The 25,217-nt window shown below is 60.7% G+C and carries 25 protein-coding genes and 2 tRNA genes; 21 read left to right on the top strand and 6 right to left on the bottom strand.

The window, feature by feature from the left end; all coding sequences use genetic code 11:
• The first annotated feature begins 7 nt into the window (after positions 1-7).
• The 3 genes from DWU98_RS06165 to tssE all read left to right on the top strand — a co-directional run bounded on the left by DWU98_RS06165 (position 8) and on the right by tssE (position 1,288).
• A complete protein-coding gene (locus DWU98_RS06165; RefSeq protein WP_115494588.1) occupies positions 8-493 on the top strand; it encodes an Hcp family type VI secretion system effector in 486 nt (161 codons plus the stop codon).
• An 85-nt stretch (positions 494-578) separates the two neighbouring features.
• Entirely contained in the window at positions 579-842 is a 264-nt protein-coding gene (locus DWU98_RS06160) for a hypothetical protein (RefSeq protein ID WP_147293229.1), read from the top strand.
• Between the two features lie 11 nt (positions 843-853).
• On the top strand, positions 854-1,288 hold the full coding sequence (tssE, locus tag DWU98_RS06155; protein ID WP_115494586.1) for a type VI secretion system baseplate subunit TssE: 435 nt from the start codon (positions 854-856) through the stop codon (positions 1,286-1,288).
• 61 nt (positions 1,289-1,349) lie between these two features.
• Here the strand turns inward: tssE and DWU98_RS06150 are convergent, their stop codons facing one another.
• Positions 1,350-2,291 carry a class I SAM-dependent methyltransferase gene (locus DWU98_RS06150; protein WP_115494585.1) on the bottom strand — a complete coding sequence of 314 codons (942 nt, stop codon included), beginning with the start codon at positions 2,289-2,291 and terminating at the stop codon, positions 1,350-1,352.
• Between the two features lie 597 nt (positions 2,292-2,888).
• Positions 2,889-2,973, bottom strand: a tRNA-Leu gene (locus DWU98_RS06145).
• A 272-nt stretch (positions 2,974-3,245) separates the two neighbouring features.
• On the opposite strand from DWU98_RS06145, the gene rnr reads away from it, so the two are divergent.
• The 3 genes from rnr to DWU98_RS06130 are packed head-to-tail and all read left to right on the top strand — an operon-like array spanning position 3,246 to position 6,747.
• Positions 3,246-5,729 (top strand): ribonuclease R, encoded by a 2,484-nt coding sequence (gene rnr, locus DWU98_RS06140; RefSeq protein WP_230474727.1) that lies wholly within the window; start codon positions 3,246-3,248, stop codon positions 5,727-5,729.
• Positions 5,726-6,469: a 23S rRNA (guanosine(2251)-2'-O)-methyltransferase RlmB gene (gene rlmB / locus DWU98_RS06135; protein WP_115494584.1), complete on the top strand. Its 744-nt coding sequence runs from the start codon at positions 5,726-5,728 to the stop codon at positions 6,467-6,469. The genes rnr and rlmB overlap by 4 nt, the downstream gene beginning before the upstream one ends.
• A complete protein-coding gene (locus tag DWU98_RS06130; protein WP_115494583.1) occupies positions 6,466-6,747 on the top strand; it encodes a CBU_0592 family membrane protein in 282 nt (93 codons plus the stop codon). Before rlmB ends, DWU98_RS06130 begins: the two co-directional genes overlap by 4 nt.
• A 57-nt stretch (positions 6,748-6,804) precedes the next feature.
• Here the strand turns inward: DWU98_RS06130 and DWU98_RS06125 are convergent, their stop codons facing one another.
• Positions 6,805-6,990 (bottom strand): hypothetical protein, encoded by a 186-nt coding sequence (locus tag DWU98_RS06125; protein ID WP_115494582.1) that lies wholly within the window; start codon positions 6,988-6,990, stop codon positions 6,805-6,807.
• 220 nt (positions 6,991-7,210) lie between these two features.
• Here DWU98_RS06125 and DWU98_RS06120 point away from each other — a divergent pair, with 220 nt between their 5' ends.
• From DWU98_RS06120 to DWU98_RS06070, 12 genes are all read left to right on the top strand, one after another.
• A complete protein-coding gene (locus DWU98_RS06120; protein WP_115494581.1) occupies positions 7,211-7,417 on the top strand; it encodes a hypothetical protein in 207 nt (68 codons plus the stop codon).
• A gap of 65 nt (positions 7,418-7,482) precedes the next feature.
• Positions 7,483-7,902, top strand: a complete 420-nt coding sequence (locus tag DWU98_RS06115; protein ID WP_115494580.1) for a hypothetical protein — start codon at positions 7,483-7,485, stop codon at positions 7,900-7,902.
• A gap of 80 nt (positions 7,903-7,982) precedes the next feature.
• Positions 7,983-8,207 (top strand): hypothetical protein, encoded by a 225-nt coding sequence (locus DWU98_RS06110; RefSeq protein WP_115494579.1) that lies wholly within the window; start codon positions 7,983-7,985, stop codon positions 8,205-8,207.
• A gap of 145 nt (positions 8,208-8,352) precedes the next feature.
• On the top strand, positions 8,353-10,017 hold the full coding sequence (locus tag DWU98_RS06105; protein ID WP_230474713.1) for a PQQ-dependent sugar dehydrogenase: 1,665 nt from the start codon (positions 8,353-8,355) through the stop codon (positions 10,015-10,017).
• A 120-nt stretch (positions 10,018-10,137) separates the two neighbouring features.
• Positions 10,138-11,544: an NfeD family protein gene (locus tag DWU98_RS06100; protein ID WP_115494644.1), complete on the top strand. Its 1,407-nt coding sequence runs from the start codon at positions 10,138-10,140 to the stop codon at positions 11,542-11,544.
• Entirely contained in the window at positions 11,541-12,290 is a 750-nt protein-coding gene (locus DWU98_RS06095; RefSeq protein ID WP_115494578.1) for a slipin family protein, read from the top strand. Before DWU98_RS06100 ends, DWU98_RS06095 begins: the two co-directional genes overlap by 4 nt.
• A 91-nt stretch (positions 12,291-12,381) precedes the next feature.
• On the top strand, positions 12,382-12,531 hold the full coding sequence (locus DWU98_RS22095; RefSeq protein ID WP_196239475.1) for a hypothetical protein: 150 nt from the start codon (positions 12,382-12,384) through the stop codon (positions 12,529-12,531).
• A 116-nt stretch (positions 12,532-12,647) separates the two neighbouring features.
• Positions 12,648-13,919 carry a bifunctional tetrahydrofolate synthase/dihydrofolate synthase gene (gene folC, locus DWU98_RS06090; RefSeq protein WP_115494577.1) on the top strand — a complete coding sequence of 424 codons (1,272 nt, stop codon included), beginning with the start codon at positions 12,648-12,650 and terminating at the stop codon, positions 13,917-13,919.
• Positions 13,920-13,991: 72 nt separating this feature from the next.
• Complete coding sequence (locus tag DWU98_RS06085; protein WP_115494576.1) at positions 13,992-14,945, top strand: SPOR domain-containing protein; 954 nt, start codon at positions 13,992-13,994, stop codon at positions 14,943-14,945.
• Positions 14,946-14,968: 23 nt separating this feature from the next.
• Positions 14,969-15,565 (top strand): CvpA family protein, encoded by a 597-nt coding sequence (locus DWU98_RS06080; protein ID WP_115494575.1) that lies wholly within the window; start codon positions 14,969-14,971, stop codon positions 15,563-15,565.
• 15 nt (positions 15,566-15,580) lie between these two features.
• The gene (purF, locus tag DWU98_RS06075) at positions 15,581-17,056 is read left to right on the top strand and encodes an amidophosphoribosyltransferase (protein WP_115494574.1); all 1,476 of its coding nucleotides are present in this window, start codon (positions 15,581-15,583) and stop codon (positions 17,054-17,056) included.
• A 179-nt stretch (positions 17,057-17,235) separates the two neighbouring features.
• On the top strand, positions 17,236-18,045 hold the full coding sequence (locus DWU98_RS06070; RefSeq protein WP_115494573.1) for a ferritin-like domain-containing protein: 810 nt from the start codon (positions 17,236-17,238) through the stop codon (positions 18,043-18,045).
• A gap of 95 nt (positions 18,046-18,140) precedes the next feature.
• Here the strand turns inward: DWU98_RS06070 and DWU98_RS06065 are convergent, their stop codons facing one another.
• Positions 18,141-19,106, bottom strand: coding sequence for a transporter (locus DWU98_RS06065; RefSeq protein WP_115494572.1), 966 nt, complete (start codon positions 19,104-19,106; stop codon positions 18,141-18,143).
• A 171-nt stretch (positions 19,107-19,277) separates the two neighbouring features.
• On the opposite strand from DWU98_RS06065, the gene pdxR reads away from it, so the two are divergent.
• Positions 19,278-20,756, top strand: a complete 1,479-nt coding sequence (gene pdxR, locus DWU98_RS06060; protein WP_115494571.1) for a MocR-like pyridoxine biosynthesis transcription factor PdxR — start codon at positions 19,278-19,280, stop codon at positions 20,754-20,756.
• 52 nt (positions 20,757-20,808) lie between these two features.
• Here pdxR and DWU98_RS06055 read toward each other — a convergent pair.
• Positions 20,809-20,885, bottom strand: a tRNA-Pro gene (locus DWU98_RS06055).
• 184 nt (positions 20,886-21,069) lie between these two features.
• On the opposite strand from DWU98_RS06055, the gene hisS reads away from it, so the two are divergent.
• Positions 21,070-22,443, top strand: coding sequence for a histidine--tRNA ligase (gene hisS / locus DWU98_RS06050; protein WP_115494570.1), 1,374 nt, complete (start codon positions 21,070-21,072; stop codon positions 22,441-22,443).
• Between the two features lie 169 nt (positions 22,444-22,612).
• Positions 22,613-24,505, top strand: coding sequence for an HAL/PAL/TAL family ammonia-lyase (locus DWU98_RS06045; protein WP_115494569.1), 1,893 nt, complete (start codon positions 22,613-22,615; stop codon positions 24,503-24,505).
• On the opposite strand, the gene DWU98_RS06040 is transcribed toward DWU98_RS06045, so the two are convergent.
• Positions 24,502-25,134, bottom strand: a complete 633-nt coding sequence (locus DWU98_RS06040) for a DUF998 domain-containing protein (RefSeq protein ID WP_158544985.1) — start codon at positions 25,132-25,134, stop codon at positions 24,502-24,504. The genes DWU98_RS06045 and DWU98_RS06040 overlap by 4 nt on opposite strands.
• Positions 25,135-25,217: the final 83 nt, after the last annotated feature.

Here is a 25,217-nt window from a genome sequence, read left to right as displayed (position 1 = left end):
AAGTGGTATGGCAATTCCGGCATATATGTGGATCAAGGACGATGGTGGCGCTGACATCAAAGGTTCCGTGACTGTGAATGGTCGCGAAGGAAGCGTCGAAATCATCGCCTTCGATCACGGTATTCACATACCCACAGATGGAAACACCGGCAAGCTGACGGGCACGCGTGTGCACAAGGCAATTACACTAACCAAGGAAACGGATGCGTCCACGCCGTATCTGTATAAAGCCGTGACTAGTGGTCAAACGCTTAAGTCTGCAGAGGTCAGGTGGTACAAGATCGATGACGCAGGCAAGGAAAAGGAATACTTCAACACCAAACTTGACAATGTGAAGGTGGTGGCCGTTAAACCGAAAATGCTCGACATCAAGAATCCGGACTATGAGAAACATAATCATATTGAGGAAGTGGAATTGCGCTACGAAAAAATTACCTGGGCGTATAAAGATGGCAACATCGTTCACGCCGATACTTGGAACGAGCGTTCTTGAGATTTAACCGTGCAACGACCGTTGCGCGCGCATCCACGCCTGAGATCGTATGGCTCAGGCGTCGCACTGACTATCTGAGAGCGTTATGGCGGCGCGCGATTTTCCCACAATCCTAAATCCTCTCGGGGCGAAAATCATGTGCGATGAGATGTTGGTGGCCGCCCTTGTGGATGCCTGTCAATTATCCGACTCCGGTGCCCGCGACACCAACAATCTGTTCGGTCGGCAGATTTTGCCGGCGCCTTCACCAGAATTGCCGGTGTGCGGCACGCAACGACAGTGGTCACCGGAGCTTCGGCTTGGTTACACCGAAGAAGAAGGCATGACCATCGATCTCAAGTCCGCTTAGGAGCTATTTGCATGAACCGAAGTGGCCCCGGGTTGTTCGAAAAAATAACAGGGCATTTCGCTAACGGTACTGCGGTAGACGATTTTGACCCCGCGACGCAAACCTTCCTTTCGGTGCAGGACAACATCCAACGCATCCTCAATAGTCGCCGCAACGGTTTGCTGCATATACCCGACTACGGTTTGGACGATTTGACCGAGGTCTACCGCGATCTTCCCGCCTCCACCTTGCGGCTCAAGCGGGTGATGGAACAAACCCTCCTGAAATACGAGCCCAGGTTGAAGGCTATCGACATCGAAATCGCCGACGCCCAGCCAGGCGTGCTCTTGAATGTTATGTTGACATGCCATCTGCAGCAGACGGGATTGGTACGCTTCGGTACCCATTTTCTTCCAGATGGCAAGACGCGCCTTACGCTGCTTAAGAGCGAATTGGAGCGGGGTTGAGTTGCGGGCCTATGTATGGGGCCGCTGGTGGTCCGAGTGCATCGGAGGCCTGGGGTTGGATCTAGGGGCGCCAGTATCCCTGCTTTCGAAAGTCTGCAAGCACTCTTCGGACGGTGGGTGCAAGTGCTCCGACTGGCCGCCGACGGCGCATCCAGAAACTTCCGCCGCCCGGGTGGCGGATACCCGTCAGCTTCTTTACGGCATCGGGGAATTGCCTTGATGCATAGCATGCACCAAATATCACACGGAACTCCTTATTGAATTGAAGGAATGCATTGAGCAAATACTGCTCGTTCCAGGATCTACCCTCCTTGATGACCCATTCCTCCGGATACTCCCAGGGTAGGAAGATGTCGTGGATGTGGACGTATACGCCATGATGCAAGCGAGGGAGTACGTCCAAAAATAGGTGGTTTACATCACTGCCTGTCTTGGAGACATGCGATGAGTCGATAAAGAGTATGTCCCCCTCACGCAATTGATCGAAAATGGGCATGTCGACATCTTGTGCGCGATGGCGTAGAAGCCTGATCCTTCCATTTACCTCTGCTATGGGTAGGAAGGGGCGCGGGTAAGGTTCAATGGAGGTGATGTGAACCTCGCTGCCAAGAAAACGTTCATTCACATCCATCATTAGCAAGGTGGAATAGCCCGATCCGACCTCAACGATTCGCTTGGGCCTGAGCATACGCATCATGCAAAAGAGTACTCTTGGATCGAGATTTTCAAACTGTCCGTTATCTTCGTAGAAGCGATTGAGCTCTGAATCGTCGACGCCTGTTGTGGGGTAATCAAAGCCATCCACGAGTGCGGGAAAGCGATGATGGAGAAGCTCTCGATGAAGGGGTGGGTTAAGGTCGATGGCAGGCAATCTCGCTCTTTTTTGCCAGATGCGAGTTTTATCTGCGGCAACCTCTCGCTGACTCACAATGGGAGAATAGAAGTGCCCATCTTCAAACGCCGGCTTATTCGAAGCCGGATTATTCAATCCAGGCTTACTCATGGTTGTCCCTCAGCAGCCGCTGCCACGCCCGACCGTCGTTCCCATTACATCCGAGCTTGCTGACGTTCACTCAACGGGATTGAGTAGCTCGGTTGGTTTCTACATCAGCTTCGACGACGAATTGCTCCGCACTATGCGCAGTGCGATGGCAACGCAGCGTGATCCTGATGATGGAGTGTGGTGAGCACGGACGAAACGTCAGTTTGCCGATAGAAACCGCAGCATGGATCCGGTGGGTCGGTCAGCCAGATTCCTTGCGTGCGCAGCACATGGTGCGCCACTCACAAGGTGGAACAGGTTGAATGTCTTTTACAGTGCGTCGCTGACAGGCACGTGTTTCATCGATCCACCAAAAGCTGTCGCATCAGTTATCTCTGTGGCGATGACGCTTCGCCAGACAAACGGGAGTGCCGGCATCGGGCACGGTGGATGGTGGGAAAGAGTTGCTGCTCGCAGCGAAGGAGATGTTCTTCGCGGAGCACGAAGCGTACATGGACGGCCATCGCGCCGAGTGAATGTGTATGGGTGGATGCGCGGGTCATTCAGACTCTGGAAACAAAAAAGCCAAGGCTGCTCGATGCCTTGGCCTTTGATGTTTGGTGCCCAGGAGAGGACTCGAACCTCCACGGTTTTACCCGCTAGTACCTGAAACTAGTGCGTCTACCAATTCCGCCACCTGGGCAGGTGTCGCTCGCGCCTTTCGGGCTGTGCGAGCCGCGTAGAGTAAGGGTCGAGGGCAGGGTTGTCAACAATTTGTCGAATTGCGCGGTCATCGTCTGCCAACGTGCGGCTGACCATTTATGAAGGCATCCATCAAGGCCATACTAGGACGTGATCAAGAAAAAGAAACCAGGCAAGCACACGGCGCCGCCCAAGGCGGTCAGGCCCCCCAATATCCATGCGGGCGCTCCCCGAACGACGCGTCGCAGTCGTCGTTCCGACGCAGGCGAGGAGGTGTTCAAGGGGCGGCACGATCCTTTCGCGGACCGTGAAGCCCAGCGCTACGAGCGGCCCATTCCCAGCCGCGAGGCCATTCTCGCGCTGCTCGAAGAGCGGGGTGAGTTGCTGACCCAGGCGCGCATCGCCGAGGCGCTTAAGCTCGATGACGAATACAGCATTGCCGCCTTAACCAAGCGCCTCACCGCGATGGTGCGTGACGGTCAGTTGTTGCTTGGCCGACGCGATGGTTATGCGCCGGCCCGCAAGCTGGACCTGATTCCGGGCGTGGTGCTGGCCAATGCCGAAGGCTATGGGTTCCTGCGGCCGGACGAAGGTGGCGACGATCTTTACCTCTCGCCTTATCAGATGCGCAGCGTGCTGCATGGCGATCGCGTGCTCGCCAGCGTGGTGGGTATGGACCGACGTGGGCGGCGGCAGGGCTCCATCGTTGAAGTACTGCAGCGGCGCTCGCCGCGACTGGTTGGCAGGGTGGTGATCGAGAATGGCGTCACCCTGGTGGTGCCGGACGATCGCCGCCTGCATCAGGACGTGATGATCGCGCCGGGGCAGGAGCGCGGCGCGCGATCCGGGCAGATCGTGGTGGCGGAAATCACCGACCCGCCGGCCGCCTATCGTGGCCCGCTGGGCGTCATCCGCACCGTGCTGGGCGAGCGCTTGCAGCCGTCCTTGTTAGTGGACATGGCCATCGCCAGTTACGACCTGCCGCACGAATGGCCGCCGCAAGTGTTGCGCGAAGCGGAAGAGGTGGAGCCGGAGGTGACGCCCGCCGAGCGCGAAGGCCGCACCGATCTGCGCAAGCTGCCGCTGGTCACTATCGATGGTGCGGATGCGCGCGATTTCGATGATGCCGTCTACGCCGAACCCAGGCGCGGTGGCGGCTGGCGGTTGGTGGTGGCGATCGCCGATGTGTCGCACTACGTACCCGTCGACAGCGCGCTCGACAAGGAAGCCTATGAGCGCAGCACATCCACCTACTTTCCTGGCTTCGTCGTGCCGATGCTGCCAGAAACCTTGTCCAACGGCATTTGCTCGCTCAACCCGAAGGTGGAACGCCTGTGCATGGTGTGCGACATGCAGGTGGATGCCACCGGCGAGGTAACGAAATCCAAGTTCTATGACGCCGTGATGCTTTCGCATGCGCGCCTCACATACGACAAAGTGTGGCAGGCCGTCGGTCTGCGCGAGGCCGACGCGCGCCACGAGCTTGCCGATGTTCTGCCGCAACTGGAAAACCTGCATGCCTTGTACAAGGCGATGGCCGAACAGCGCCGCCGTCGCGGTGCGATCGATTTCGAGACGCCAGAAGTGAAATTTCGCCTCGATCAGACCGGCGAAGTGCAGGCCGTGGGCGCCGTGGTACGCAACGACGCGCATAAGCTGATCGAAGAATGCATGATCGCCGCCAACGTGCAGGCGGCCGAGTTTCTATCCAAGCGAAAGATTCCCGCGCTCTACCGCGCGCATGAGCCTCCGCCGGCCGAAAAATACGAAGACCTGCAGCAGTTCCTGCGCGAGTTCAAGTTGCGCATGCCGCCGCTGGAAGATGTAACGCCGGGCGATTTCGCCGACGTGCTGCGCATGGTGAAAGATCGCCCCGAGCGCGAGCTGATTCAATCCGTGCTGCTGCGCGCGCAGAGTATGGCCGCCTATCAGCCCGATAACCGCGGTCACTTCGGCCTGGCGCTGGAGGCGTACGCGCACTTCACCTCGCCGATTCGCCGTTATCCGGATTTGCTGGTGCATCGGGCGATCCGTCATGCTTTGAAGGGTGGTAAACCCTCTGCCTATCACTACAGCGACGCGACGATGGCGGCGATGGCTGTGCACTGCTCACAACGTGAGCGTCGTGCCGAAGAAGCCGAGCGGGATGTGGATGAGCGCTTCCGTTGCGCCTGGATGGCCAAGCACGTCGGCGAGGAATTTGAAGGTGTCGTCACGGGCGTAACCTCGTTCGGCTTGTTCGTGGAGCTGGATGAATCGAAGGTGTCAGGGCTCGTGCATATCAGCCAGTTGTCCAACGACTACTATCACTTCGATCCCATTCGCCATCTGCTGAAGGGCGAACGCAGCGGCCTGCAGTTCCGTCTGGGCGATCACGTGCGCGTGCAGGTGCTGCGCGCCAGCCTGGAAGATCGCAAGATCGATTTCCGCCTGATGCAGCCCACAAGAAAGAAGGCGCCCGAAGCGACACAGGTATTCGTTCCGCCGTCCACGCCGCGGGCTTACGATGAGGCGGCGGCAGGCGAGCGCTATTCGCTTCCTTCGGGCCGCAAGCCGCTTCCCTCGCTTCCGCCGCTACCCGCGCGCGATAACGTTGGTGGGAAAAAGCAGGGCACCAGGACCACGACCAGGAAGGCCGCAGGCAACGTCGCCGGCAAGCCTACCAAGGCCAAGGCGGCTGAACGTGCGCCGGCCGCTAAACGCAAACCGCGGGCGGTAGCAAAAAGCCGCACCACGAAACCGAAAGGCAAACGATGAGTGAAAGTTGGATCGTCGGGATCAACCCGGTCGAAGGCGCGTTGGCCAACGACGCCGAACGCGTGCGCGAAGTGCTGGTGGAAAACGGCCAGCGCAACGCGCGCGTGCATGAATTGGCGGAGAAGGCCAAGGCGCTGAAAATACCCGTGCACCACCGTCCGCGCGAACAGCTCGATCGTGTGGCCGGCGAAGCAAGGCATCAGGGCGTCGTCGCCCTTTATCAGGCGCCACCGCTTGCTACCGAGCATGATTTGCCGGAACTCTTGGAAAATGCGGGCAGCGATGCCTTGGTATTGGTGCTGGATGGCGTCACCGACCCGCATAACCTGGGTGCATGTCTGCGTAGCGCCGCGGCGGCCCGTGTTACGGCAGTGATCGTGCCGAAAGATCGTGCGGTAGGCATTACGCCGGTGGTGCGTCGCGCATCCGCCGGTGGCGTCGATCGCGTGCCACTGGTCGCGGCCACGAATCTTGCACGTGCCCTGCGTGCATTGAAGGATGCCGGGGTGTGGATCACCGGGCTTGCTGGTGATACCGAACAATCCATTTACGACATCGACCTCAAGGGACCCGTGGCGCTGGTGCTTGGCAGCGAAGGCGAGGGCTTGCGTCGACTTACCCGCGAAACCTGCGATTTCGTGGCGAAGATCCCCATGCCCGGTTCGATGGAAAGCCTCAACGTATCCGTGGCTACGGGCGTTGTTCTGTTCGAAGCATTGCGTCAAAGGAGTGCGCGATGACGGTCACCTGGCACGATTGGGCCGGCTACATTGGCGTGGTGCTCGTATTACTGGCCTACCTGCTGCTGCAGGCGCATAAGCTGCATGGCAATGGCTTGATCTATCAGCTCATGAATGTGCTGGGTGCAGCCGGCGTGATGCTGTCGCTGGTGTTTGGTGCATTCAATGCGCCGGCATTCTTCATGCAGGTGGCATGGCTGTTGATCGGCATTTATGGTATTACGCGCAGCGCGCGCGTACGCCGGCAAGCGCGTGAGATCACGCACAAGTCACCTTGATCGAAGCACTCGCTCTGCAGTAACAAAAGCGATTACGTTTATTGCGATCGCAAAGGTTCACGCCACTACGTGCGGTGCTTCATCGAGCGTGGAGATCTGGCGAATGCTCATCGCCGCTTCCAGCGCCACCCGGCGCGGCCAGCTGTCTTCAATGTGCTCGGCGACCAGGCATGGTTCGCCAGCACGGCATTGAGAGCAGGAGAGGTTGTGCAGCATCAGTTCTTCGACTACCGATAGGTTCATGACAGTTCCCCTTCTGGACCATGGTGCGAAACCTCGGATGCTGATGAGGTTCAGCAGCGGTATCGGCCGTTTTGTCGCCGACTTAAGGGAAAAGGCACGGATGTGTCGAGCGACGGTCATATCTGCGTGAAGCGCGCGCATGAGCCTGTTTTGTGGTCAGCGGAGATTCGGCGGCGGCCGATACCATCACGCTCACCAATAGCCAACTAGGGTGCGTGACATGATCAAGTCAATGCTCGCAACCATGATGGTGGCGTTCTGCATGAGCGTTGCCGCGTGCGGCGGATCGAAGACTGTCGTCAAGAACGAGGATTCCTGCGGCAAGCAAATGACCGATCTTCAAAATGCGCTCAATACGGGCGCCATGACTCAGTCCGAATACGATCAGGCGCGCAGCCAGGCGCTTTACCGCTGCAATCATCATTAGCACGGTCACCATTAGCACGGCCCTGGCAAGCGATACCATGACCGCCAGCCGGGCACGAGATATGCATGAGCTTGCGTGCATTCATGCCGCAGCTTGGCAGGTACGTGACGATGACGATAAAGCGCCTGGGGGACGTGGTACGGGAAGTGGTGGCCTTTTCGCTATGGCTGGCTGCCGTGATGCTGAACATGGCATCGGTGCTGTGGCTCGGCTTTCAGGGCCTCAAATGGCTGCACGACGGCTATTGGACCCATCAGCCGCCCGTTATGGCCTGGGTTCATGGCGTTTGCCCGGGCGCGTGCGCGTTCGTCACCAATCCGCATTCCTGGTACGGCGCCGCCAAGCTGGCGCGCCTGCTGTCGCAAGTGCCTTGCGGGCTGGCTCTGGCGCTGATCGGTATTGCACTGGGTGTGCTGAGCGTGTCGATTTCTCACCGTCGATCGGTGGCGCCCGGCGACACAAAGGTACGTGCGAGGGCGGCCTGATCGTTCGTCATACTGCGCCCTGGCGCGCCGTTCTCTTACACTTGCGCGCTGACGCATAGCCAACGGCAGGTATGTAGCGCATGAGTTCCGATCAGCAATGGGGCGAGTACCGCGGTATCAAGTTCACACACGAGTATGACGGAGGCGCCGATTCGCGCAGCGGTGTCATCGATTTTCCGGATGAGCCGCGCCGTCATAGCGTGACCGGCGGTGGCGGCGCGCGTTGGGAAGCAGAGGCTCGCAACCTGATCGACCGCTACTTCCGTGAAATTGACGTGGAGCCCGATGACGATTCCGAAGCATGACCTCTGGCAGGGGTGAGGGGATTCGGCAGTTTTTCGGCAGCATCGTGCTTCCCTCTGCAACGGTAATGGTCTGACAATACCCGCGATGCGTTTATCCGATACGGGATAACGCACCATTATCCGTTGATCGCGATCAGAGGCGGCCATGACGAAGCATGCGTTCGTGTTGTCGATATCACCCCGTGTGGTGTGTGTTGCCCTGGCGATATGCCTTGGCCTTCCGGTCGCGTTCGCACAGACATCCGATACATTCCATGGTGCACCGGGTACGGCGTCGGCCGTCGCCAACCCATACCATGCTCAGCCGACGGCCATTCATGCCGGCGGTGCGCTGTACGCGATGCATTGCGCAAGTTGTCACGGCGTTTCGGGGCAGGGCACCGGCAATATTCCGGCGCTGGCGCAAGGGCCCACGCAGCAGGCGACGGAAGGTGCGCTGTTCTGGTTTATCACCAAAGGCGCGGTTGCCAATGGCATGCCGTCGTGGGCAAGTCTTTCGGAAAAAGAGCGCTGGCAGATTGTGGCTTATCTGAAGGTGCTGCCTACGGCCAAGCCGGTCGCGATCGAGCAGAGCGCTGCCGCCGGTTCGCCGGTCAACACGCCGCCACCCACTCCGCCATTTACCGATTTCCGTTACGAAGAACCGGGCAAGACGCGCAAGATCACGCTGAACGATCTGCCACCGCCGTACACCACCCATTCGGCGAGCAATGCACCGGAAATGGCACCGCGACCCGAGGGTGCGCTGCCCAAGGCGCCACCAGGTTTCAAAGTCAATCTTTACGCGGAAGGGTTGGATACACCGCGTGTGATTCGCACCGCGCCCAACGGCGATATTTTTCTTGCTGAAAGCGGAAGCGGCCAAATTCGTATTTATCGCGGCATGACCGCGGCTGGAAAGCCCGCGCAAACCGCGGTGTTCGCAACGCATTTGAATCGGCCTTACGGCATTGCCTTCTATCCCGTGGGGCCGAATCCGCAGTGGGTTTACGTGGGCGATACCGATGAGGTGGTGCGCTTCCCGTATCGCAATGGTGATTTGAAGGCGCGCGGTCCCGCCGAACACATTGCGGATCTGCCGCACGGCGAAGGGCATTGGACGCGGGATGTCGCCTTTTCGCTGGACAATAAAGTCATGTTCGTGGCGGTGGGTTCGGCTTCGAACGTCAACGATCCGGATACCTCGCCCGCAGAAAAATATCGCGCGAACATTCTGGCGTTCAATCCGGATGGTTCGAACAGGCGCATTTATGCATGGGGCATACGCAATCCGTCGGGCATTGCCATCGACCCTAAGAATGGGCAGCTCTGGACCACCGTCAACGAGCGCGATGGGCTGGGCGACAATCTCGTGCCGGACTACATCACGTCCGTGCGCGAAGGTGGCTTTTACGGATGGCCGTGGTGGTATATGGGCGGTCATCAGGATCCGCGCCATGCGGGCAAGCATCCGGAACTGCAAAGCAAGGTGATTACGCCGGACGTTATCCTGCAGCCGCACAATGCATCGCTGCAGATCACGTTCTACGAAGCCGATCACTTCCCCGCGCAATATCAGGGCGACCTGTTCGCCGCCGAGCATGGTTCCTGGAACAAAGCGACACGCGTGGGTTACGAGGTGATTCGCATACCGCGCCACCATACCGCCAAGGCGAGCGGGGAATACCAGGACTTCCTTACGGGTTTCGTGTTGCCGGATGGGCGCGTGTGGGGTCGTCCGGTGAGCTTGACCACCGCGCCGGATGGTTCGCTGCTGGTGACCGATGATGGATCCAATTCGGTCTGGCGCGTGAACTACGTCGGGCACTGACGCCTTCTCCAGCTAAAGGCGCGAACCACAACGGCGCAACGCGCATCAGCGTAATATGCCTGCCGCAGCCACTGTATGCGACGGCTGCGTGGTGACCATGTCGGCCGGGAGGCCACGCTCATGTCACGAAAGGGCTGGATTGTCTGGGGCGTCATTGCCGGCATCGTGCTGTCATTGGCTTGGGCGCGCCCAACCGCTGAAGCGGCTACCGGCGATGCCTTTGTCGCGCGTATCCAATTGACCGGACCGATCGGGCCGGCGACCGCCGAATATGTCGACAGCGCCATCGCGCATGCCAACGACGACGGTGCGAAAGCCGTCGTGCTGCAAATGGATACGCCCGGCGGATTGCTCGATTCGATGCGCGACATTATCGCCGCCATTCTCGCGTCGAAAATTCCGGTGTTGGGCTATGTGGCGCCGGGCGGTGCGCGTGCCGCCTCAGCGGGCACGTACATCCTCTATGCATGTCCGATTGCCGCCATGGCGCCGGCCACCCATCTGGGTGCCGCCACGCCGGTGGACATCGGCGGCCGTACACCCATGCCATCGCCGTTGAATAACATTGCCCCGGCATCGAGCAAATCCAGCGACAAAAATGGCGGCGATGCGGCATCGGATGCCGAAAACAACAAGATACTTAACGACGCCATCGCCACCATTCGTTCCTTGGCGCAAATGCATGGGCGCAATGCCACGTGGGCAGAACAGGCTGTGCGCGGTGCCGCCACGCTTACCGCGGACGAAGCGGTTGCGCAGCACGTGGTCGATTTCATTGCGGCCGATACCACGGCGGTACTGATGCAAGCGGATGGACGCACCGTGCGCGTGGATGGCGCGACGGTCAAGCTTTCGCTGCGCGGCCTGCCAGTGCGCGATTATCTGCCGAACTGGCGCGCGCGCTTTCTGGGCGTCATCACCAATCCCACCATTGCCTATGTGCTGCTTCTGGCCGGCATCTATGGACTCATACTGGAAGCCTTTCATCCGGGATCGTTTTATCCCGGCGTCACCGGCGGCATCTGTCTGCTGGTCGGCTTGTATGCGCTGCAGTTGCTGCCGGTGAGTTATGCGGGGCTGATTTTGATGCTGCTAGGCGTCATGTTGCTGCTGACGGAGGTGTTCGTATCCACCGCGGGCGTGCTTGGCGTGGGTGGCGTGATCGCCTTCGTGCTGGGTTCGGTCATGCTGTTCCGTACAGACGTACCCGGCTATGCGGTGAACCTGGGTGTCATTGCCGGGATTGCCTTCTGTGCCATGGTGATCCTGCTCCTGCTGTTGCGCTTGGTGATGCGCGCGCGTCGTGCGCGCGCGTTTAACGGCGACGATCAGATGCTGCAGGATACCGGCGAATTGCTGCAGGCGATCGCGGCGGGCGGTGAAGGTTGGGCACGCATCGGCGGTGAGCGCTGGCGTGTGCAAAGCGAGGCGGCGCTTCCCGCCGGTGCGCGTGTGCGGGTCATTGGCCGCCAGGGGTTGCTGTTGCGGATCATTGCCACGCATGTGCGCGAAGGAGAATCCTCATGATCGGTTTTGTTGGCGTTATCGTGATCGTCGTGATCATGCTGCTTTCGTCGTCGATCAAGGTGTTGCCGGAATACCAGCGCGGCGTGGTGCTGACACTGGGGCGATACACCGGTACCAAAGGGCCGGGGCTGGTTGTTCTCGTGCCGATCGTGCAGCGCATGACGCGCGTGGACTTGCGTGTGACCGTCATGGATGTGCCGCCGCAGGACGTGATCTCCCGCGACAATGTTTCCGTGCGCGTCAACGCCGTGGTGTATTTCCGCGTGATGGAACCGGATAAATCGGTATTGAAGGTGGCCGATTTCTATCAGGCCACCAGCCAGCTGGCGCAGACGCGCCTGCGCTCGGTGCTTGGCCAGCATGAACTGGATGAAATTCTTTCGCAGCGCGACTCCATCAATCACAGCCTGCAGCAGATCCTGGACGAGGCGACTGACCCTTGGGGTATCAAGATCACCAACGTCGAGATCAAGGATGTGGATCTCAACGAAACCATGGTGCGCGCGATCGCCCGCCAGGCGGAGGCCGAGCGTGAACGTCGTGCGAAGGTGATTCACGCCGATGGCGAACTGCAGGCCGCCGAAAAGCTGCGCGATGCCGCTGGCCTGCTGGCGCAGGAACCGCAGGCGCTGCAGCTACGTTATCTGCAGACCCTGGTAAGCATGTCCAACAGCGGCCAATCCAGCACGATCGTGTTCCCGCTCCCGCTGGATCTGGTCAAGCCGCTGCTGGACAGGGGCGCATGACGGGTGTCAGGTGCGGTCGATGACGCCTGCGCCTGTTGCCCCGTGCGACCAAAACGGATGATGTCCTTACCAAGACGGGAGGACTTAAGCCATGCTGATCGCAAACGACACACGCAGCACGCTCGACAAATACATGCCCTGGTTGATCGCCCTGCTGGCCGCCTTTCTGGCGGGGAAGGCGTTGAAGCGCATGTTCTGGACGGCATTCGCGATGTACTGGGCATTCCACGTCATGCATTGAAGCGCGCGCTTCCTCGCCAGTTCGGGGGTGAGGAAGCCGTGCCTATAGATCGATAGAAGGATTGTGCGTAAACGCGGCTGCCTTTATGGTTCGCGAGCCCGAACCTGGAGCCGCGCGTGAAATTTTCGACTCTTGCCGAATGGTTGGATTATCAGCAACGCATCCATGCGCTGGGCGTGGATTTGGGGCTGGAACGGGTGCATGCCGTATGGCAGCGCCTGGGCACCCCGAAGATCGCACGGCAAGTCATCACGGTGGGTGGCACCAACGGGAAGGGTTCCACCGTCGCGTTTCTTGAAGCGATGTTGGCAGGGGTGGGCAAGCGCGTTGGCTGCTATACCTCGCCGCATCTGATTCGATACAACGAGCGCATTCGCATCGCCGGGGTCGATGTCGACGATGGCGTGCTGATGGAAAGCTTCGAGCGTATCGAGCTGGCACGCGGTGACATCTCGCTCACCTATTTTGAATTCGGCACGTTGGCCGCGTTCGATCTGATGTCGCAAGCGGATCTGGATGTGGCCGTGTTGGAGGTTGGGCTTGGCGGGCGCCTGGACGCTGTCAATCTGATCGACGCCGATGCGGTGATCGTCACGACCGTGGATCTGGATCACGTGGAGTGGCTGGGACCCGATCGCGACAGCATCGGACGGGAAAAGGCCGGCATTGCGCGTCGCGATCGCGTGGCGATCGTGGGCGAAGCCGAGCCGCCGAAGGGTTTGCTGGAAGCGTTGGCCGCACAAGGTGCATTGATCCGGCGAGCGGGCCACGATTTCTACATCGAACGCGAAGCGCATCATTGGCGTTGGCACCATCGCGACGGCACGGTGCTCAACCTGCCTGCACCTGAGCTCTGCGCGCCCGTGCAATACGCCAATGCTTCGGCAGCGATTGCCGTCTTGCACGCCATGGGCATGGTCAATCCCGGGGAACTGCAACGTATTGCCGAATTGGGTATGCAGTTTCCACGCGCACCCGCGCGCCTGCAGTCGCTGGGTGGCGATCCACTGCTGGTCGTGGATGTGGGACACAATCCACAGGCCGCACGCGCATTGGCCGAGTGGCTAGATACGCAACCCGACGGCCGTGTACGCGCCGTCTACGGTGCGCTCTCCGATAAGGACGTGGGCGGCGTGATGACCGCGCTCGGTGCGCGCATTGCGCATTGGTATCTGGCCAGCCTGGATGGCGATACCCCGCGCGGTCTTTCCTCCAGCGTGCTCGCCGGTGTGATGCGCCAGGTGTTGCCGCACGCCAGTTTCGACACCTATGACGATGTGCTGCAAGCGCTTGCAGCCGCGCGTTCAGCGGCCAGGCGTGGTGATCGCATTCTTGCGTTCGGCTCGTTTTTCGTGGCCTCGGCGGTGCTGCAGCTATCGAACCGCTGAGTAGGGCCTGTAGAGCAGCCGGGGCAGGTATAATCGCCGCGTCACGCACAAGCTGGTTGTCTGGAGTCCATCTTGAACACACGCCTCTTGGGAGCTGCCGTACTCGTTGCGCTGGCCATCCTGTTCGTGCCGATGTTCTTTTCGAGCAAAACGCCGTCGACGAACACCGATCAATCGGTCAGCCTGGCAATTCCCCCGGCGCCTGATCGCGATCTGCAGACCAAGACCATGAGTCTCTCCGGTCCCGGCGCGGCCCCTGCGGCAAGCGTGGCGCCCGCGACCACCGCGGCACCGAATGCGGATGGCATGACTCCTGTGAACGTGGCAAGCGATTCCAAGCAGCCGGCGGCCAGCTCCACAGCGCCGCTCGTTCCTGCGCAGCAACCGATGATTCCTGCCACGCCACCCAAGACAGTGACCACGGCCAGTCGCCCGATCATCGCGCCGCCACCGGTGCAGCCCACACCGGCACCTGCTTCGGATCTGCCGCCAGCAACCGCGGCGCGCGGCATCTATGCCATCAACCTGAGCGCCTACGCGCCGGCAGGGGCCAGCCACCTGGCGCAGAAGGTGCGTGCCATGGGATACCCGGTGCGGACACAACCCATTCAGCGGGCAGGCAAGACGCTCACCCTGGTGAGTGCCGGGCCGTTTGAAACCCGGGCGCAGGCCGAGGCGGCGCGGTTGAAGATCGCTCAAGCCGTGCCTGGCGTACCGGCCCGCCTGGAAAGCGGTGCCTCCACGCCCCAGGGCGATGTGCCTCCCCCGGAGGCGGGCAAGCCCGTCCGGGCCGGCGCATGGGCCGTGCAGGTGGCGGCCATGGGTAGTCAGGCCCAGGCGCTAGCCTTGCGCGACAAGCTGCGCGCCAATGGTTTCGATGGCTTTGTGGATTCCGTGAACGCTGGCGGCAGGCAGCTGTGGCGCGTGCGGGCCGGTCCGCAGACCCAGCGTAGCGATGCGGTATCGCTGCGCGACCAGATCAAGGCCAAGCTCGGCATCGATGGCAACATCGTCAGCGCCAACTGAATTCAACGGATCGGAAACCACGCATGAACGCGGTCGACCTCATCATCATCGCGGTACTGGCACTTTCGGTCCTTGTGGGTCTGTGGCGCGGCCTCATATCCGAGGTACTGGCACTGGTGACATGGATCGCGGCGTTCTGGGTGGCCTGGACGTATGGGCCGGGGGTCTCGATGCATTTCGAGCACTCCATCCATACGCCGATCTTGCGCGTGCTGGTGGGCTATGGTCTTTGTTTCATCGCGGTACTGATCATTGGCGCGCTGGTGCGCTTTGGGATCCAGGCGCTGGTGGACAGCACGGGCTTGGGTGGCACGGATCGCCTGCTCGGCATGATTTTCGGTTTTGCGCGCGGCGTGTTGCTGGTAACCCTGGTGGTGTTCCTGGTCAATCTGACTTCGTTCGCGCATCAGCCCATGTGGCGGCAATCCACGCTGCTGCCGCAGTTCGAAAGTCTGGCGGGCTGGCTGGAACACGAAATGCCGCCAGATGTACGCGAACACCTGCGCCCGGAAAACCTCCAGGCGCATCTGCCCCATATGCTGCCAGGCGGGATGCCGGCGTATAGCTCCAGTTCTGCGGCTGCAGCTTCGAGCGCGGCCGGCACCTCGAATCAACAGTAAACAGGTAGCAGCACCATGTGCGGAATCATTGGCATTGTCGGTACCACGGACGTGGCATCGGCGCTTTATGACGGGCTTACCGTCTTGCAACACCGGGGGCAGGATGCGGCCGGTATTGCTACCGTGGACGGTGCGCGGCTACGGCTGCACAAAGAAAACGGCCTGGTGCGCGATGTCTTCAACCAGTCCGCGATGAACCGGCTGCGTGGACGCGTAGGCATCGGGCATTGCCGCTACCCCACGGCAGGCTCCGAAGGCGCCACCGAGGCGCAGCCTTTTTATGTGAATTCGCCCTACGGCATCGCCATTGTTCACAACGGCAACCTGGTAAACACCGAGACGCTGCGGCGCGAAATGTTCGAGGGCGATCGCCGCCACATCAACACCGATTCGGATTCCGAAGTGCTGCTGAACGTGCTGGCGCACGAGCTGCAGATCCAGGATCACATGGCGCTGACACCCGATCACATCTTCAAGGCCGTAGCAGGCGTGCACGCGCGTGCGCGCGGCGGTTATGCCTGCCTGGCGTTGCTGCTGGGCTATGGCTTGCTGGCTTTTCGTGATCCCAACGGCATTCGCCCGCTGGTATTGGGCGAGCGCATCACGCCGGACGGACGCGAATACGCACTGGCTTCCGAGTCGGTGGCGTTGGACATCCTCGGCTTCAAGCGTCTGCGTGACGTAGCGCCGGGTGAGGCCGTGTTCGTCACCAATGACGGCCAGCTCCATACCCGTATGTGCGCAGCCGGCGCGGTGCATGCACCGTGCATTTTTGAATACGTGTATCTGGCGCGTCCCGATTCCATGATCGAAAACGTGTCGGTCTACAAGGCACGATTGCGCATGGGCCAGAAGCTGGCCGAGAAGATCCTGCGCGAGCGGCCCGATCACGGCATCGATGCGGTGATCCCGATTCCCGACACGGCGCGTACAGCCGCAAGCGCGCTGGCGGAAATGCTGGGCGTGCCGTTCCGGGAAGGCTTCGTCAAGAACCGCTACATCGGTCGTACGTTCATCATGCCGGGGCAGGGCGAGCGCGTGAAATCCGTGCGCCGCAAGCTCAATCCGGTGGAACTGGAATTCCGCAAGAAGAACGTGCTGCTGGTGGACGACTCGATCGTGCGCGGCACCACTTCGCGGCAGATCATCCAGATGGCACGCGATGCGGGCGCCAAGAACGTGTACTTCGCTTCCGCCGCGCCGCCGGTTCGCTATCCGAACGTGTATGGCATCGACATGCCGGCCGCCGCCGAACTCGTCGCCGCGGGCCACACCGTTGCGGAAGTCGAGAAGATGCTCGGCGCCGACTGGCTGATCTATCAGGATCTGCAAGACCTGATCTGGGCCGTGCAGGATGGCAATGAAAGCCTCAAGCACTTCGATACGTCGTGTTTCTCTGGCGAATACATTACTGGGCTGGAGAAGCATTATCTGGAGCAGATTGAAATGCTGCGCTCGGATGATGCGAAGGCTGCACGTCGTAGCGCGTAATTTGCGCATTTTTCCTTCCTGTCAGCGCTTCCCCCCCCTTCCCTCTACGTGCAGTAGGGGAGGGCTGGGGTTTGGGATGAAGCCAAGAGCTCGCGGCAAACGTAGGCTGTACGGCAGGTTCAAGCGACCCCCACCCCAACCCTCCCCTGCAAGCAGGGGAGGGAGCGATACTTCGCTTTATGAATGACCTCCACGCCGCCGCCAAGCACTGCCTCGACGCCACGGATCCCGCGGAAAAGCTGCGCCTCACGCATGCAACCTGGGCGGCCTTGCAAGTGGGTGAATTACACCCTGATCCTTTGTCGCCCGCACCGGAGCCGATCCAGGCACCTGGCCGCCCCGTGCGACCGCATCTCGTTCCGCAACGCCAGGTGCCGCATCGTGGACTAGGCACAGCCGAGGGCCGCGCGGCGTTGGTACACGCGGTCGCTCACATCGAATTCAACGCCATTAATCTGGCGTGGGATGCGGTTTATCGTTTTCGCGGCATGCCATGGGATTACTACTGCGATTGGGCAAGCTGTGCGAACGATGAGGCACGCCATTTCGCACTGTTGGCGAACCGCCTGGCCGAACTCGGTCACGTGTACGGCGATTTCGATGCACACAACGGTTTGTGGGAAATGGCCGAGAAAACCGCGCATCTCGATACCGCGCGCATGGCCTTGGTGCCGCGTGTGCTGGAAGCGCGAGGGTTGGATGTCACACCTGGAATGATCGAGCGTTTGCGCAACGTCGATGACGAACGCACCATCGGGATACTTCAAGTGATCCTGCGCGAAGAGGTTGCTCATGTCGCCGCGGGTACGCGCTGGTTCAAATGGTGTTGCGAACGCGGTGGTGTCGATCCGCGTGAAACCTTTCTTGATCTGGTGCGCGATTATATGGGGCGCAACCTGCGCGGACCGTTCAATCGGCCGGCGCGTTTGAGTGCGGGGTTTGATGACGTGGAGCTTGACCGACTCACGGAATTAGCTTTGGCCTCCTGATCGGAGGCGGTGCGATCGTGCATATATCCGCACCCTTCGCCGGAATGACTCCAGGGCAAGATGGTTGTCTGTGACGACAACTGCTTCACCGCTGATCAATACACATAATTGACAGCAATCGCCGGTGTCACCGAACCGACAGTGTTGTGCCCACCAAAAATAACGCGCGTACCGAGCAACACGCCGATGCGCGGCGACCAGTTGTATTCAATCGCCGGTGCCACGCCAAATTCAGCGCTTGATCCCGAATTGGATCGGACATTCTGCGGAGACGGAATATTGCTTGGGTCTGCGAAATCCAGTCCCGTCACTTGCGTATTGCCGTTATGGCCATAGGTGAAATCCACGGCTAGCACCCATCGTTGCGTAAGGCTGTATTCCATGGCCAGATCGGCAAAGAACGTGTTACCGGGTTTCGCGAGGCCCTGAAAGTTCGCGTCCGTACCATAAACGCTGACACCGCGCACGCGTGCGCTACCTGAAAGCGCCTCCGATACATCCAGGCGCAGGCGCACGATGCGCCCGTTCGGCAACCACACATACGTCTGTGAGTTGATCGCCGCGGTGGTGGTGTAGACGCCGCTGCCCAGGCCATCGCTTGGCCGATGGCCAAGCTCGTCGTATTTGCCGGTGGGCAAGGTTTCCTGGAGCTGGATCGCGATCGTCGGTATCCAGCTTCCTTGGTGAAACTCCGTCAGCCGGTATTGCGCCTGTAGCGACCAGTCGCCCACGCCGACGCTGGAACTGTTCGGCCCGTTGCTGACTTTGTTGTAGCCGATTACGGGAATCACGCCGACCGAAAGGCGATTAACCAGCCCATACAGAATGTAGGCGCGCGAACCGAAGCTATCCGTGTGCGGCGTGCGAATGTCGTAGAGATACGGTTCGAACAGAAAGTGCCCCGGCGGCAGTGTCTCTGCGGAGTTCGCCAGCATGGGGCCGGTCCACCATGCATCGCTCTGTTGTTCGGGAGACGTGCTCAAGGTTTGGGCGAATGCCGACCCGATAGAGGCAAATAGGCAAAGCAAAAGCACCAATCCAATGCGCTGCCTTATGTTCATGCCTGGTCCTGGGGAGGGCGGGGTTCGACAAGCTTGGTGCGCCAGTGCCGCGCTCGCCATCCGAAAAACACCCTGCGGTCGACGGCGCCCAGGTGAAAAAGTAGGCGGGTCAGTGGTTCGTTAAAATATCCACTTCGGTATGATCTTGGATAACCACTTCAGGCCACCGGTATGAAACGATTGCCCAAGGGCTTCCTGCCGCCCGTCGCCCTCGATACCGCCAGCGGCATGCCGATGTACGACCAGTTATCGGAATGGTTTCGTCGCGCCATCGTCGACGGCCGTTTGCGGCCCGGGCAGCGCGTGCCTTCCACGCGCGCCCTGGCGAAGGAACTCAACATTTCCCGCGTACCGGTGCTGAGTGCCTATGAACAACTGTTTGCAGAGGGCTATCTGGAAACCTTCACCGGCGCCGGCACCTGCGTGGCGAGCGCGATACCCGATGAAGCGTTGAAACCCGCCAGAGCCTCGGAGCGTGCAACACCGCGGCAATCGGCTCCGCCCGCCCTGCGCAAGGTGGCGCAGCGCGTAGAGGGATTGCGCACACCGCCGCAAACCTGGGCCAACAACCATGGGGCGTTTCGCGTCGGCTTGCCTGCGATCGACCACTTTCCAACGACGGCCTGGTCCAAGCTCATCAACCGGCACGCGCGCAAACCACCCATCGAGCAGATGGTCTATGGCCATGCGATGGGATACCTGCCGTTGCGCGAAGCCATTGCCGAATACCTGGGCACCGTGCGCGCGGTGCGTTGTGATGCTTCGCAAATTCTCATCACGACCGGATCACAACAAGGCTTGCAGATCTGCGTACACGCGCTGCTCGAAACGAAAGATCACGTGTGGATGGAAGACCCCGGCTACCCCGGTGCAAGCCAGGCGCTGCGTACCGTGGGTGTGAAGGCCGTGCCGGTTCCTGTCGACGATGAAGGTTTGAATGTTGATGAAGGCATTCGCCGCTGTCGCAATGCCCGCGCCGCTTACATTTCACCCTCGCACCAATTCCCGTTGGGCGTGACTATGAGCGCAGCGCGGCGCATGCAGCTTTTGAGCTGGGCTGCGCGCACCGGCGCGTGGATCATCGAAGACGATTACGACAGCGAATACCGTTTCGGCGGCCGCCCGCTGGCGTCCTTGCAAGGCATGGATACGGATGATCGCGTCATCTACGTGGGCACCTTCAGCAAGGTGATGTTTCCCGCGTTGCGCGTCGGTTACGTGGTGATTCCGAAAGATCTCGTCCCTGCGTTCGCGGTGGTGCGCGATGCCTTCGATACCTTTTCGCCCACGCTCTATCAGGCGGCGCTGACTGACTTCATCCGCGAAGGTCAATTCGCTCGCCATATCCGCCGCATGCGTGCGTTGTATCTGGAGCGACGCACCGCGCTACTGGAAGCCATCGATCAACACATGGACGGCAAACTGCAAGTCACCGGCACCCATGCCGGCATGCAACTGACCGCGCTACTGCCGCGCGGCATCGATGACGTGGCGCTTTCCATCAAGACCGCCAGGCTCGGCATCTCTACGCGGCCGTTATCGATCTGTTTTGCGAAGCGCCCGGTGCGCGGCGGGGTCATCCTGGGTTATTCCGGCGCAAGCGTGACCGAGATCAGGGATGGCGTGCGCAAGCTCAAGGCGTGCATCTAGCGCGAGCACGACAAAAAAAGCCGGCGCATGGCCGGCTTTTTCTAGAAATATTTGGTCGGGGTGACATGATTCGAACATGCGACTTCTACGTCCCGAACGTAGCGCTCTACCAGGCTGAGCTACACCCCGCGGGAGCCGCGTATCTTAACGGTCCCGGCTGGGCTTGGCAACAGGCGAAGGCGGGCGTTCATGCCTGAATTTCCGTAGGCTGCACAGCAGGGGCGGGCAGGTGCTTCTGCTACGCTATTGGGCTGCCAGAGGGAGCCTTTTGTCCATCCCGGCACGGCATATTTCATCGTTAGCAGAGGATTCCATGGCGCTTACCCAGGCCCGCACCATGCCCGGCGTGCTCGAGCTGCTTCCGCTCGATCAGATCGCTTTTCAGCGCATGCTCGACGTCATCCGTCGCAACTACCAGCGCTTCGGTTTCTTGCCGGTGGAAACGCCGGTGATCGAATACGCCGACGTGCTGCTGACCAAGACCGGTGGCGAGACGGAGCGGCAGGTGTACTTCGTGCAGTCCACCGGCGCGCTTGAGCAGGGCGAGAAACCGGAGCTGGCCTTGCGCTTCGATCTCACCGTACCGCTCGCCCGTTACGTTGCCGAGCATGAGCACGACCTCAGCTTCCCGTTCCGCCGCTATCAGATGCAGCGCGTGTATCGCGGCGAGCGCGCGCAGCGTGGGCGCTTTCGCGAGTTTTACCAGTGCGACATCGATGTGATCGGCAAGGACAGCCTGTCCGTCCGCTACGATGCCGAACTGCCGGCGGTGATCTACAGCGTGTTCTGCGAACTGAACATCGGCGCCTTCACCATCCAGCTCAACAACCGCAAGCTGATGCGCGGTTACTTCGAAAGCCTGGGTGTCACCGATCCCGAGCAGCAGACGCTGGTGCTGCGCGAAGTGGACAAGCTGGATAAGCGCGGCGCCGACTATGTGCGCGACACGCTCACGGGCGCGGCGTTCGGCTTGAGCGCGGACGCTGCGCAAAAGATCCTCGACTTCGTGCAGGTGCGCTCCACCTCGCTGCAGGATGCAATCGCCAAGCTCGATGCGCTGGGCGCGGGACCGGAGGTGATGGAGCAAGGCCGTGCAGAACTCAAAGAAGTGTTGGGCCTGATCCATGATTTTGGCGTGCCGGAAACGCATTACGCACTGAATCTGTCGATTGCACGTGGCCTGGATTACTACACCGGCACCGTCTACGAAACCACGCTGAACGATCACCCGCAGATCGGTTCGATCTGCTCGGGCGGACGCTATGAAAACCTCGCCGGCCAGTACACCAAGTCGCATCTGCCGGGCGTGGGCATTTCCATCGGTTTGACGCGCCTTTACTGGCAGTTGCGCGATGCTGGGTTAGTCAACACCGCGCATAGCACGGTGGATGTACTGGTTACGCAGATGGACCCGGCGCAGCTACCTGCCTATCTTGCGGTAGCGGGTGAACTGCGCGCCGCCGGCATCGCCACGGAAGTGGTGCTGGAAAGCGGCAAGCTCGGCAAGCAATTCAAGTATGCCGACCGTGCCGGTATTCGTTTCGTCATTGTGCTGGGTGAGGATGAACTGGCCAAAGGCGTGGTAACAGTGAAGGATTTGCGCCGCGAAGATCAGTTCGAGGTATCGCGCGCGGAGCTGGTGAAGACCTTGCGGGTGGAACTGGAGCAGGCAGCCGTGATGGGTTGACGTTTTTTGCTCAATCCCATGATCGCCCTGGCCGTCATTCCCGCGAAAGCGGAAGCGCTTTGCAATTGATCGAAACAGCTAACCCCACATGGTGCGATCTCTGGGAAAATCCGCTGGATTGAGCCATGGTTTTTCCGCCTGGGCAGCATGACAAAACGTTGGAGCTCCTGTGAACCAAACCATTCTCCTGGACGGCAATAGTCTCAGCCGTCAGCAACTCGTAGCGGTGGCGCGCCGCGGATACGGTGTGAGGCTCGACAACGAGCAACTCGTGCGCGTGCAGCGCGCAGCGGATTTCCTGGCGGAAAAGGTCAGCTGCGGAGAACCGACCTACGGTGTGACCACCGGCTTCGGCAGCAATGCGGATAAGTTGCTAGGTGCCTATCGCCTGCGCGACGAATTGCCGGGCGGCAATCCACACAAACCCGAAGGCACGCTGCTGGAAGAGCTGCAGCACAACCTCATCACCACCCATGCCGTATGCGTGGGCAAACCGTTCTCGCCCGAAGTCGTGCGCGCGATGCTGGTGATCCGCATCAACACCTTGATGCGCGGCCATTCCGGCCTCCGCGTGGGGACGCTGGAGGCGCTCACCGCATTGCTCAACCGCGACGTCATTCCCGTTGTGCCGGAAAAAGGCTCTGTGGGCGCCAGTGGCGACCTTGCACCGCTGTCGCATCTGGCGATCGTGCTGCTGGGCGGCGGCGAAGCGTTCTACCAAGGCGAGCGCTTGCCGGGCGCCGAAGCGCTGAAGCGCGCGGGTCTGCAGCCGATTCGTCTTTCCTTCAAGGAAGGTCTTGCGCTCAATAACGGCACGGCGCAAATGCTGGCGACGGCCGTATTGGCGCTGGATACGCTGGAATATCTGCTGGACGTTGCCGATCTGGCGGCATCGATGACCTTGGATGCTTTCGCCGGACGCAGCGGCGCGCTGCGCCCCGAGGTGCATGCACTGCGCCCCCATCCGGGCCAGGTGCAGACTGCCGATCGCGTGCGGGATCTTCTGGCCGGTTCGACCCTGATCGACATTCCCTATCACCTCGTGCCGCGCTTCCGTCCGTGGAGTGCTGACGCGTGGAGCACGCCGGAAGATCAGGCGCTGAGCTTCGACATCAGCTGGGATTGGGTGCCCGCCACTCAGCGTCACGGACGCGAGGCGTTCTACAGCCGCTTCCTACCGTTCAAGGGTGGCAAGAAGCATCAGCCGCAGGATGCCTACTGCTTGCGCTGCATGCCGCAGGTGCACGGCGCGGTGCGCGATGCATGGGCGCAGGCGTGCCGTATTGTAGATATCGAACTCAACGCCGTTACCGATAATCCGCTGATCTTCCCCGACAACACCGACGCGGTGCACATCGAAGAGCAGGTCATCTCCGCTGGCCATTTCCATGGCATGCCGCTGGCCCTGGGCATGAGCTACGTGAAGGCGGCGATCCCGGTGTTGGCGTCCATTTCCGAGCGGCGCCTCAACAAGCTGGTCGATCCCGCCACCAGTGACGGCTTGCCGGCGTTTCTCACCGGCAATGAGGACGGCACGGATTCCGGTTTCATGATCGTGCAGTACACCGCGGCCGCACTGGTGAACGATCTGGCTACACGCGCACATCCGGCGAGCGTGTACTCAGTGCCGACCAGCGCCAATGCGGAAGATCACGTTTCCATGGGCGCCAATGAAGCGCGCCACGTGCTGGAAATGACGGAAGACTTAAGTTACGTGCTGGCGCTGGAGCTCTACACCGCCGCGCAGGCGCTGGACTACCGCCAGGAGATGCTCAACGCAGCTCGTCGCCTCGCAGCGCGTGGCGATTGGCAGGCGCTGGCCTCCAAGGTCTCCAACGCACCGCGCGACGATCACCCGCACTACGCGCAGTTTGTGGAAGAGGTAAAACAGCTGACCGCTGCGCTGGCGAAAGTGGGTGAATTCCACGCGGGTGAGTCGGTACGCAAGGCGCATGAAACATTGCGTGGCGCCATCAGCTTCATCCATCGGGACCGCGCGATGGATGGCGATGTGCGTACGGTATGCGAACTGGTGCAAAAGCGCGCGTTCGCGAGCGTTTAAATGCCTGCGTAGCGTTGCCGGGCTGCACGCAGCAATTGGCGTGCGGCCCAGGCCAGCCACAGCAAAATCAACGCGATCAGCAATTTCTGCATCAATCCATGCGGAAGCGTGTGCACGAAGGCCTGCAGCCAGAGCACGGCTGTTGCCAGCCAGGCGAGTGGCGCGCCCAGGTGGCGGCCTGCGCGCAGGCGAAGGTCACGGCGCCAGCGGCTGGAAAGCAGCAACATGCCGAAGCTCAGCGTTAGAAAAGTGCACTGCGCTGCTAGGCCATGTATCAGGGCGCACAGGCTTTCATACGGGGTGCCTTTGAATAGTTCGGTTGCTGCCACCACGGGCAGCAACAAGCCGGGTACGGTGAACAGCACGAGCGCCAGACCGCTGCGCAGCGGCGCGGCCGTTGCGCGATAACTACCTACGGCGAAGAAGATCAGCGCGACGCCCATCAGGTAATACGTCATGCGCACATATGCGCCACCTGGGCCGGTGAGGTAGATGCTTAGCGGCACGGCGATGGGATTGAGATCCGTGCGCCAGAACTGCGCCGCGCCGCAAACGGTGGCAAATGCGATGACCGCAAGGGTCATCAGGTGGGCGGCCGGGCGTATCGCCGGCGAGGTTCCCTGGTGCATAACGTCTCCATGTCGGGCGGTGAGCGCCCAGCGCCGCATGATACCGGTCCCGCCGCCGCGTAGTCTGGAGGGCGATCCCAGCT

The sequence above is a fragment of the Dyella monticola genome, assembly GCF_003363155.1.
GTDB classification, from domain to species: domain Bacteria; phylum Pseudomonadota; class Gammaproteobacteria; order Xanthomonadales; family Rhodanobacteraceae; genus Dyella_B; species Dyella_B monticola.
Note: the sequence above shows the minus strand (reverse complement) of the source record. Positions and strands in the feature narration are given on the sequence as shown.

Bases quoted from the DNA above. Each gene is read 5' to 3' on its own strand.
- DWU98_RS06165 (WP_115494588.1), top strand. From the start codon at position 8: ATGGCAATTCCGGCATATATGTGGATCAAGGACGATGGTGGCGCTGAC.
- DWU98_RS06160 (WP_147293229.1), top strand. From the start codon at position 579: ATGGCGGCGCGCGATTTTCCCACAATCCTAAATCCTCTCGGGGCGAAA.
- tssE (WP_115494586.1), top strand. From the start codon at position 854: ATGAACCGAAGTGGCCCCGGGTTGTTCGAAAAAATAACAGGGCATTTC.
- DWU98_RS06150 (WP_115494585.1), bottom strand. From the start codon at position 2,291: ATGAGTAAGCCTGGATTGAATAATCCGGCTTCGAATAAGCCGGCGTTT.
- rlmB (WP_115494584.1), top strand. From the start codon at position 5,726: ATGAGTGAAAGTTGGATCGTCGGGATCAACCCGGTCGAAGGCGCGTTG.
- DWU98_RS06130 (WP_115494583.1), top strand. From the start codon at position 6,466: ATGACGGTCACCTGGCACGATTGGGCCGGCTACATTGGCGTGGTGCTC.
- DWU98_RS06125 (WP_115494582.1), bottom strand. From the start codon at position 6,990: ATGAACCTATCGGTAGTCGAAGAACTGATGCTGCACAACCTCTCCTGC.
- DWU98_RS06120 (WP_115494581.1), top strand. From the start codon at position 7,211: ATGATCAAGTCAATGCTCGCAACCATGATGGTGGCGTTCTGCATGAGC.
- DWU98_RS06115 (WP_115494580.1), top strand. From the start codon at position 7,483: ATGAGCTTGCGTGCATTCATGCCGCAGCTTGGCAGGTACGTGACGATG.
- DWU98_RS06110 (WP_115494579.1), top strand. From the start codon at position 7,983: ATGAGTTCCGATCAGCAATGGGGCGAGTACCGCGGTATCAAGTTCACA.
- DWU98_RS06105 (WP_230474713.1), top strand. From the start codon at position 8,353: ATGACGAAGCATGCGTTCGTGTTGTCGATATCACCCCGTGTGGTGTGT.
- DWU98_RS06100 (WP_115494644.1), top strand. From the start codon at position 10,138: ATGTCACGAAAGGGCTGGATTGTCTGGGGCGTCATTGCCGGCATCGTG.
- DWU98_RS06095 (WP_115494578.1), top strand. From the start codon at position 11,541: ATGATCGGTTTTGTTGGCGTTATCGTGATCGTCGTGATCATGCTGCTT.
- DWU98_RS22095 (WP_196239475.1), top strand. From the start codon at position 12,382: ATGCTGATCGCAAACGACACACGCAGCACGCTCGACAAATACATGCCC.
- DWU98_RS06080 (WP_115494575.1), top strand. From the start codon at position 14,969: ATGAACGCGGTCGACCTCATCATCATCGCGGTACTGGCACTTTCGGTC.
- purF (WP_115494574.1), top strand. From the start codon at position 15,581: ATGTGCGGAATCATTGGCATTGTCGGTACCACGGACGTGGCATCGGCG.
- DWU98_RS06070 (WP_115494573.1), top strand. From the start codon at position 17,236: ATGAATGACCTCCACGCCGCCGCCAAGCACTGCCTCGACGCCACGGAT.
- DWU98_RS06065 (WP_115494572.1), bottom strand. From the start codon at position 19,106: ATGAACATAAGGCAGCGCATTGGATTGGTGCTTTTGCTTTGCCTATTT.
- pdxR (WP_115494571.1), top strand. From the start codon at position 19,278: ATGAAACGATTGCCCAAGGGCTTCCTGCCGCCCGTCGCCCTCGATACC.
- hisS (WP_115494570.1), top strand. From the start codon at position 21,070: ATGGCGCTTACCCAGGCCCGCACCATGCCCGGCGTGCTCGAGCTGCTT.
- DWU98_RS06040 (WP_158544985.1), bottom strand. From the start codon at position 25,134: ATGCACCAGGGAACCTCGCCGGCGATACGCCCGGCCGCCCACCTGATG.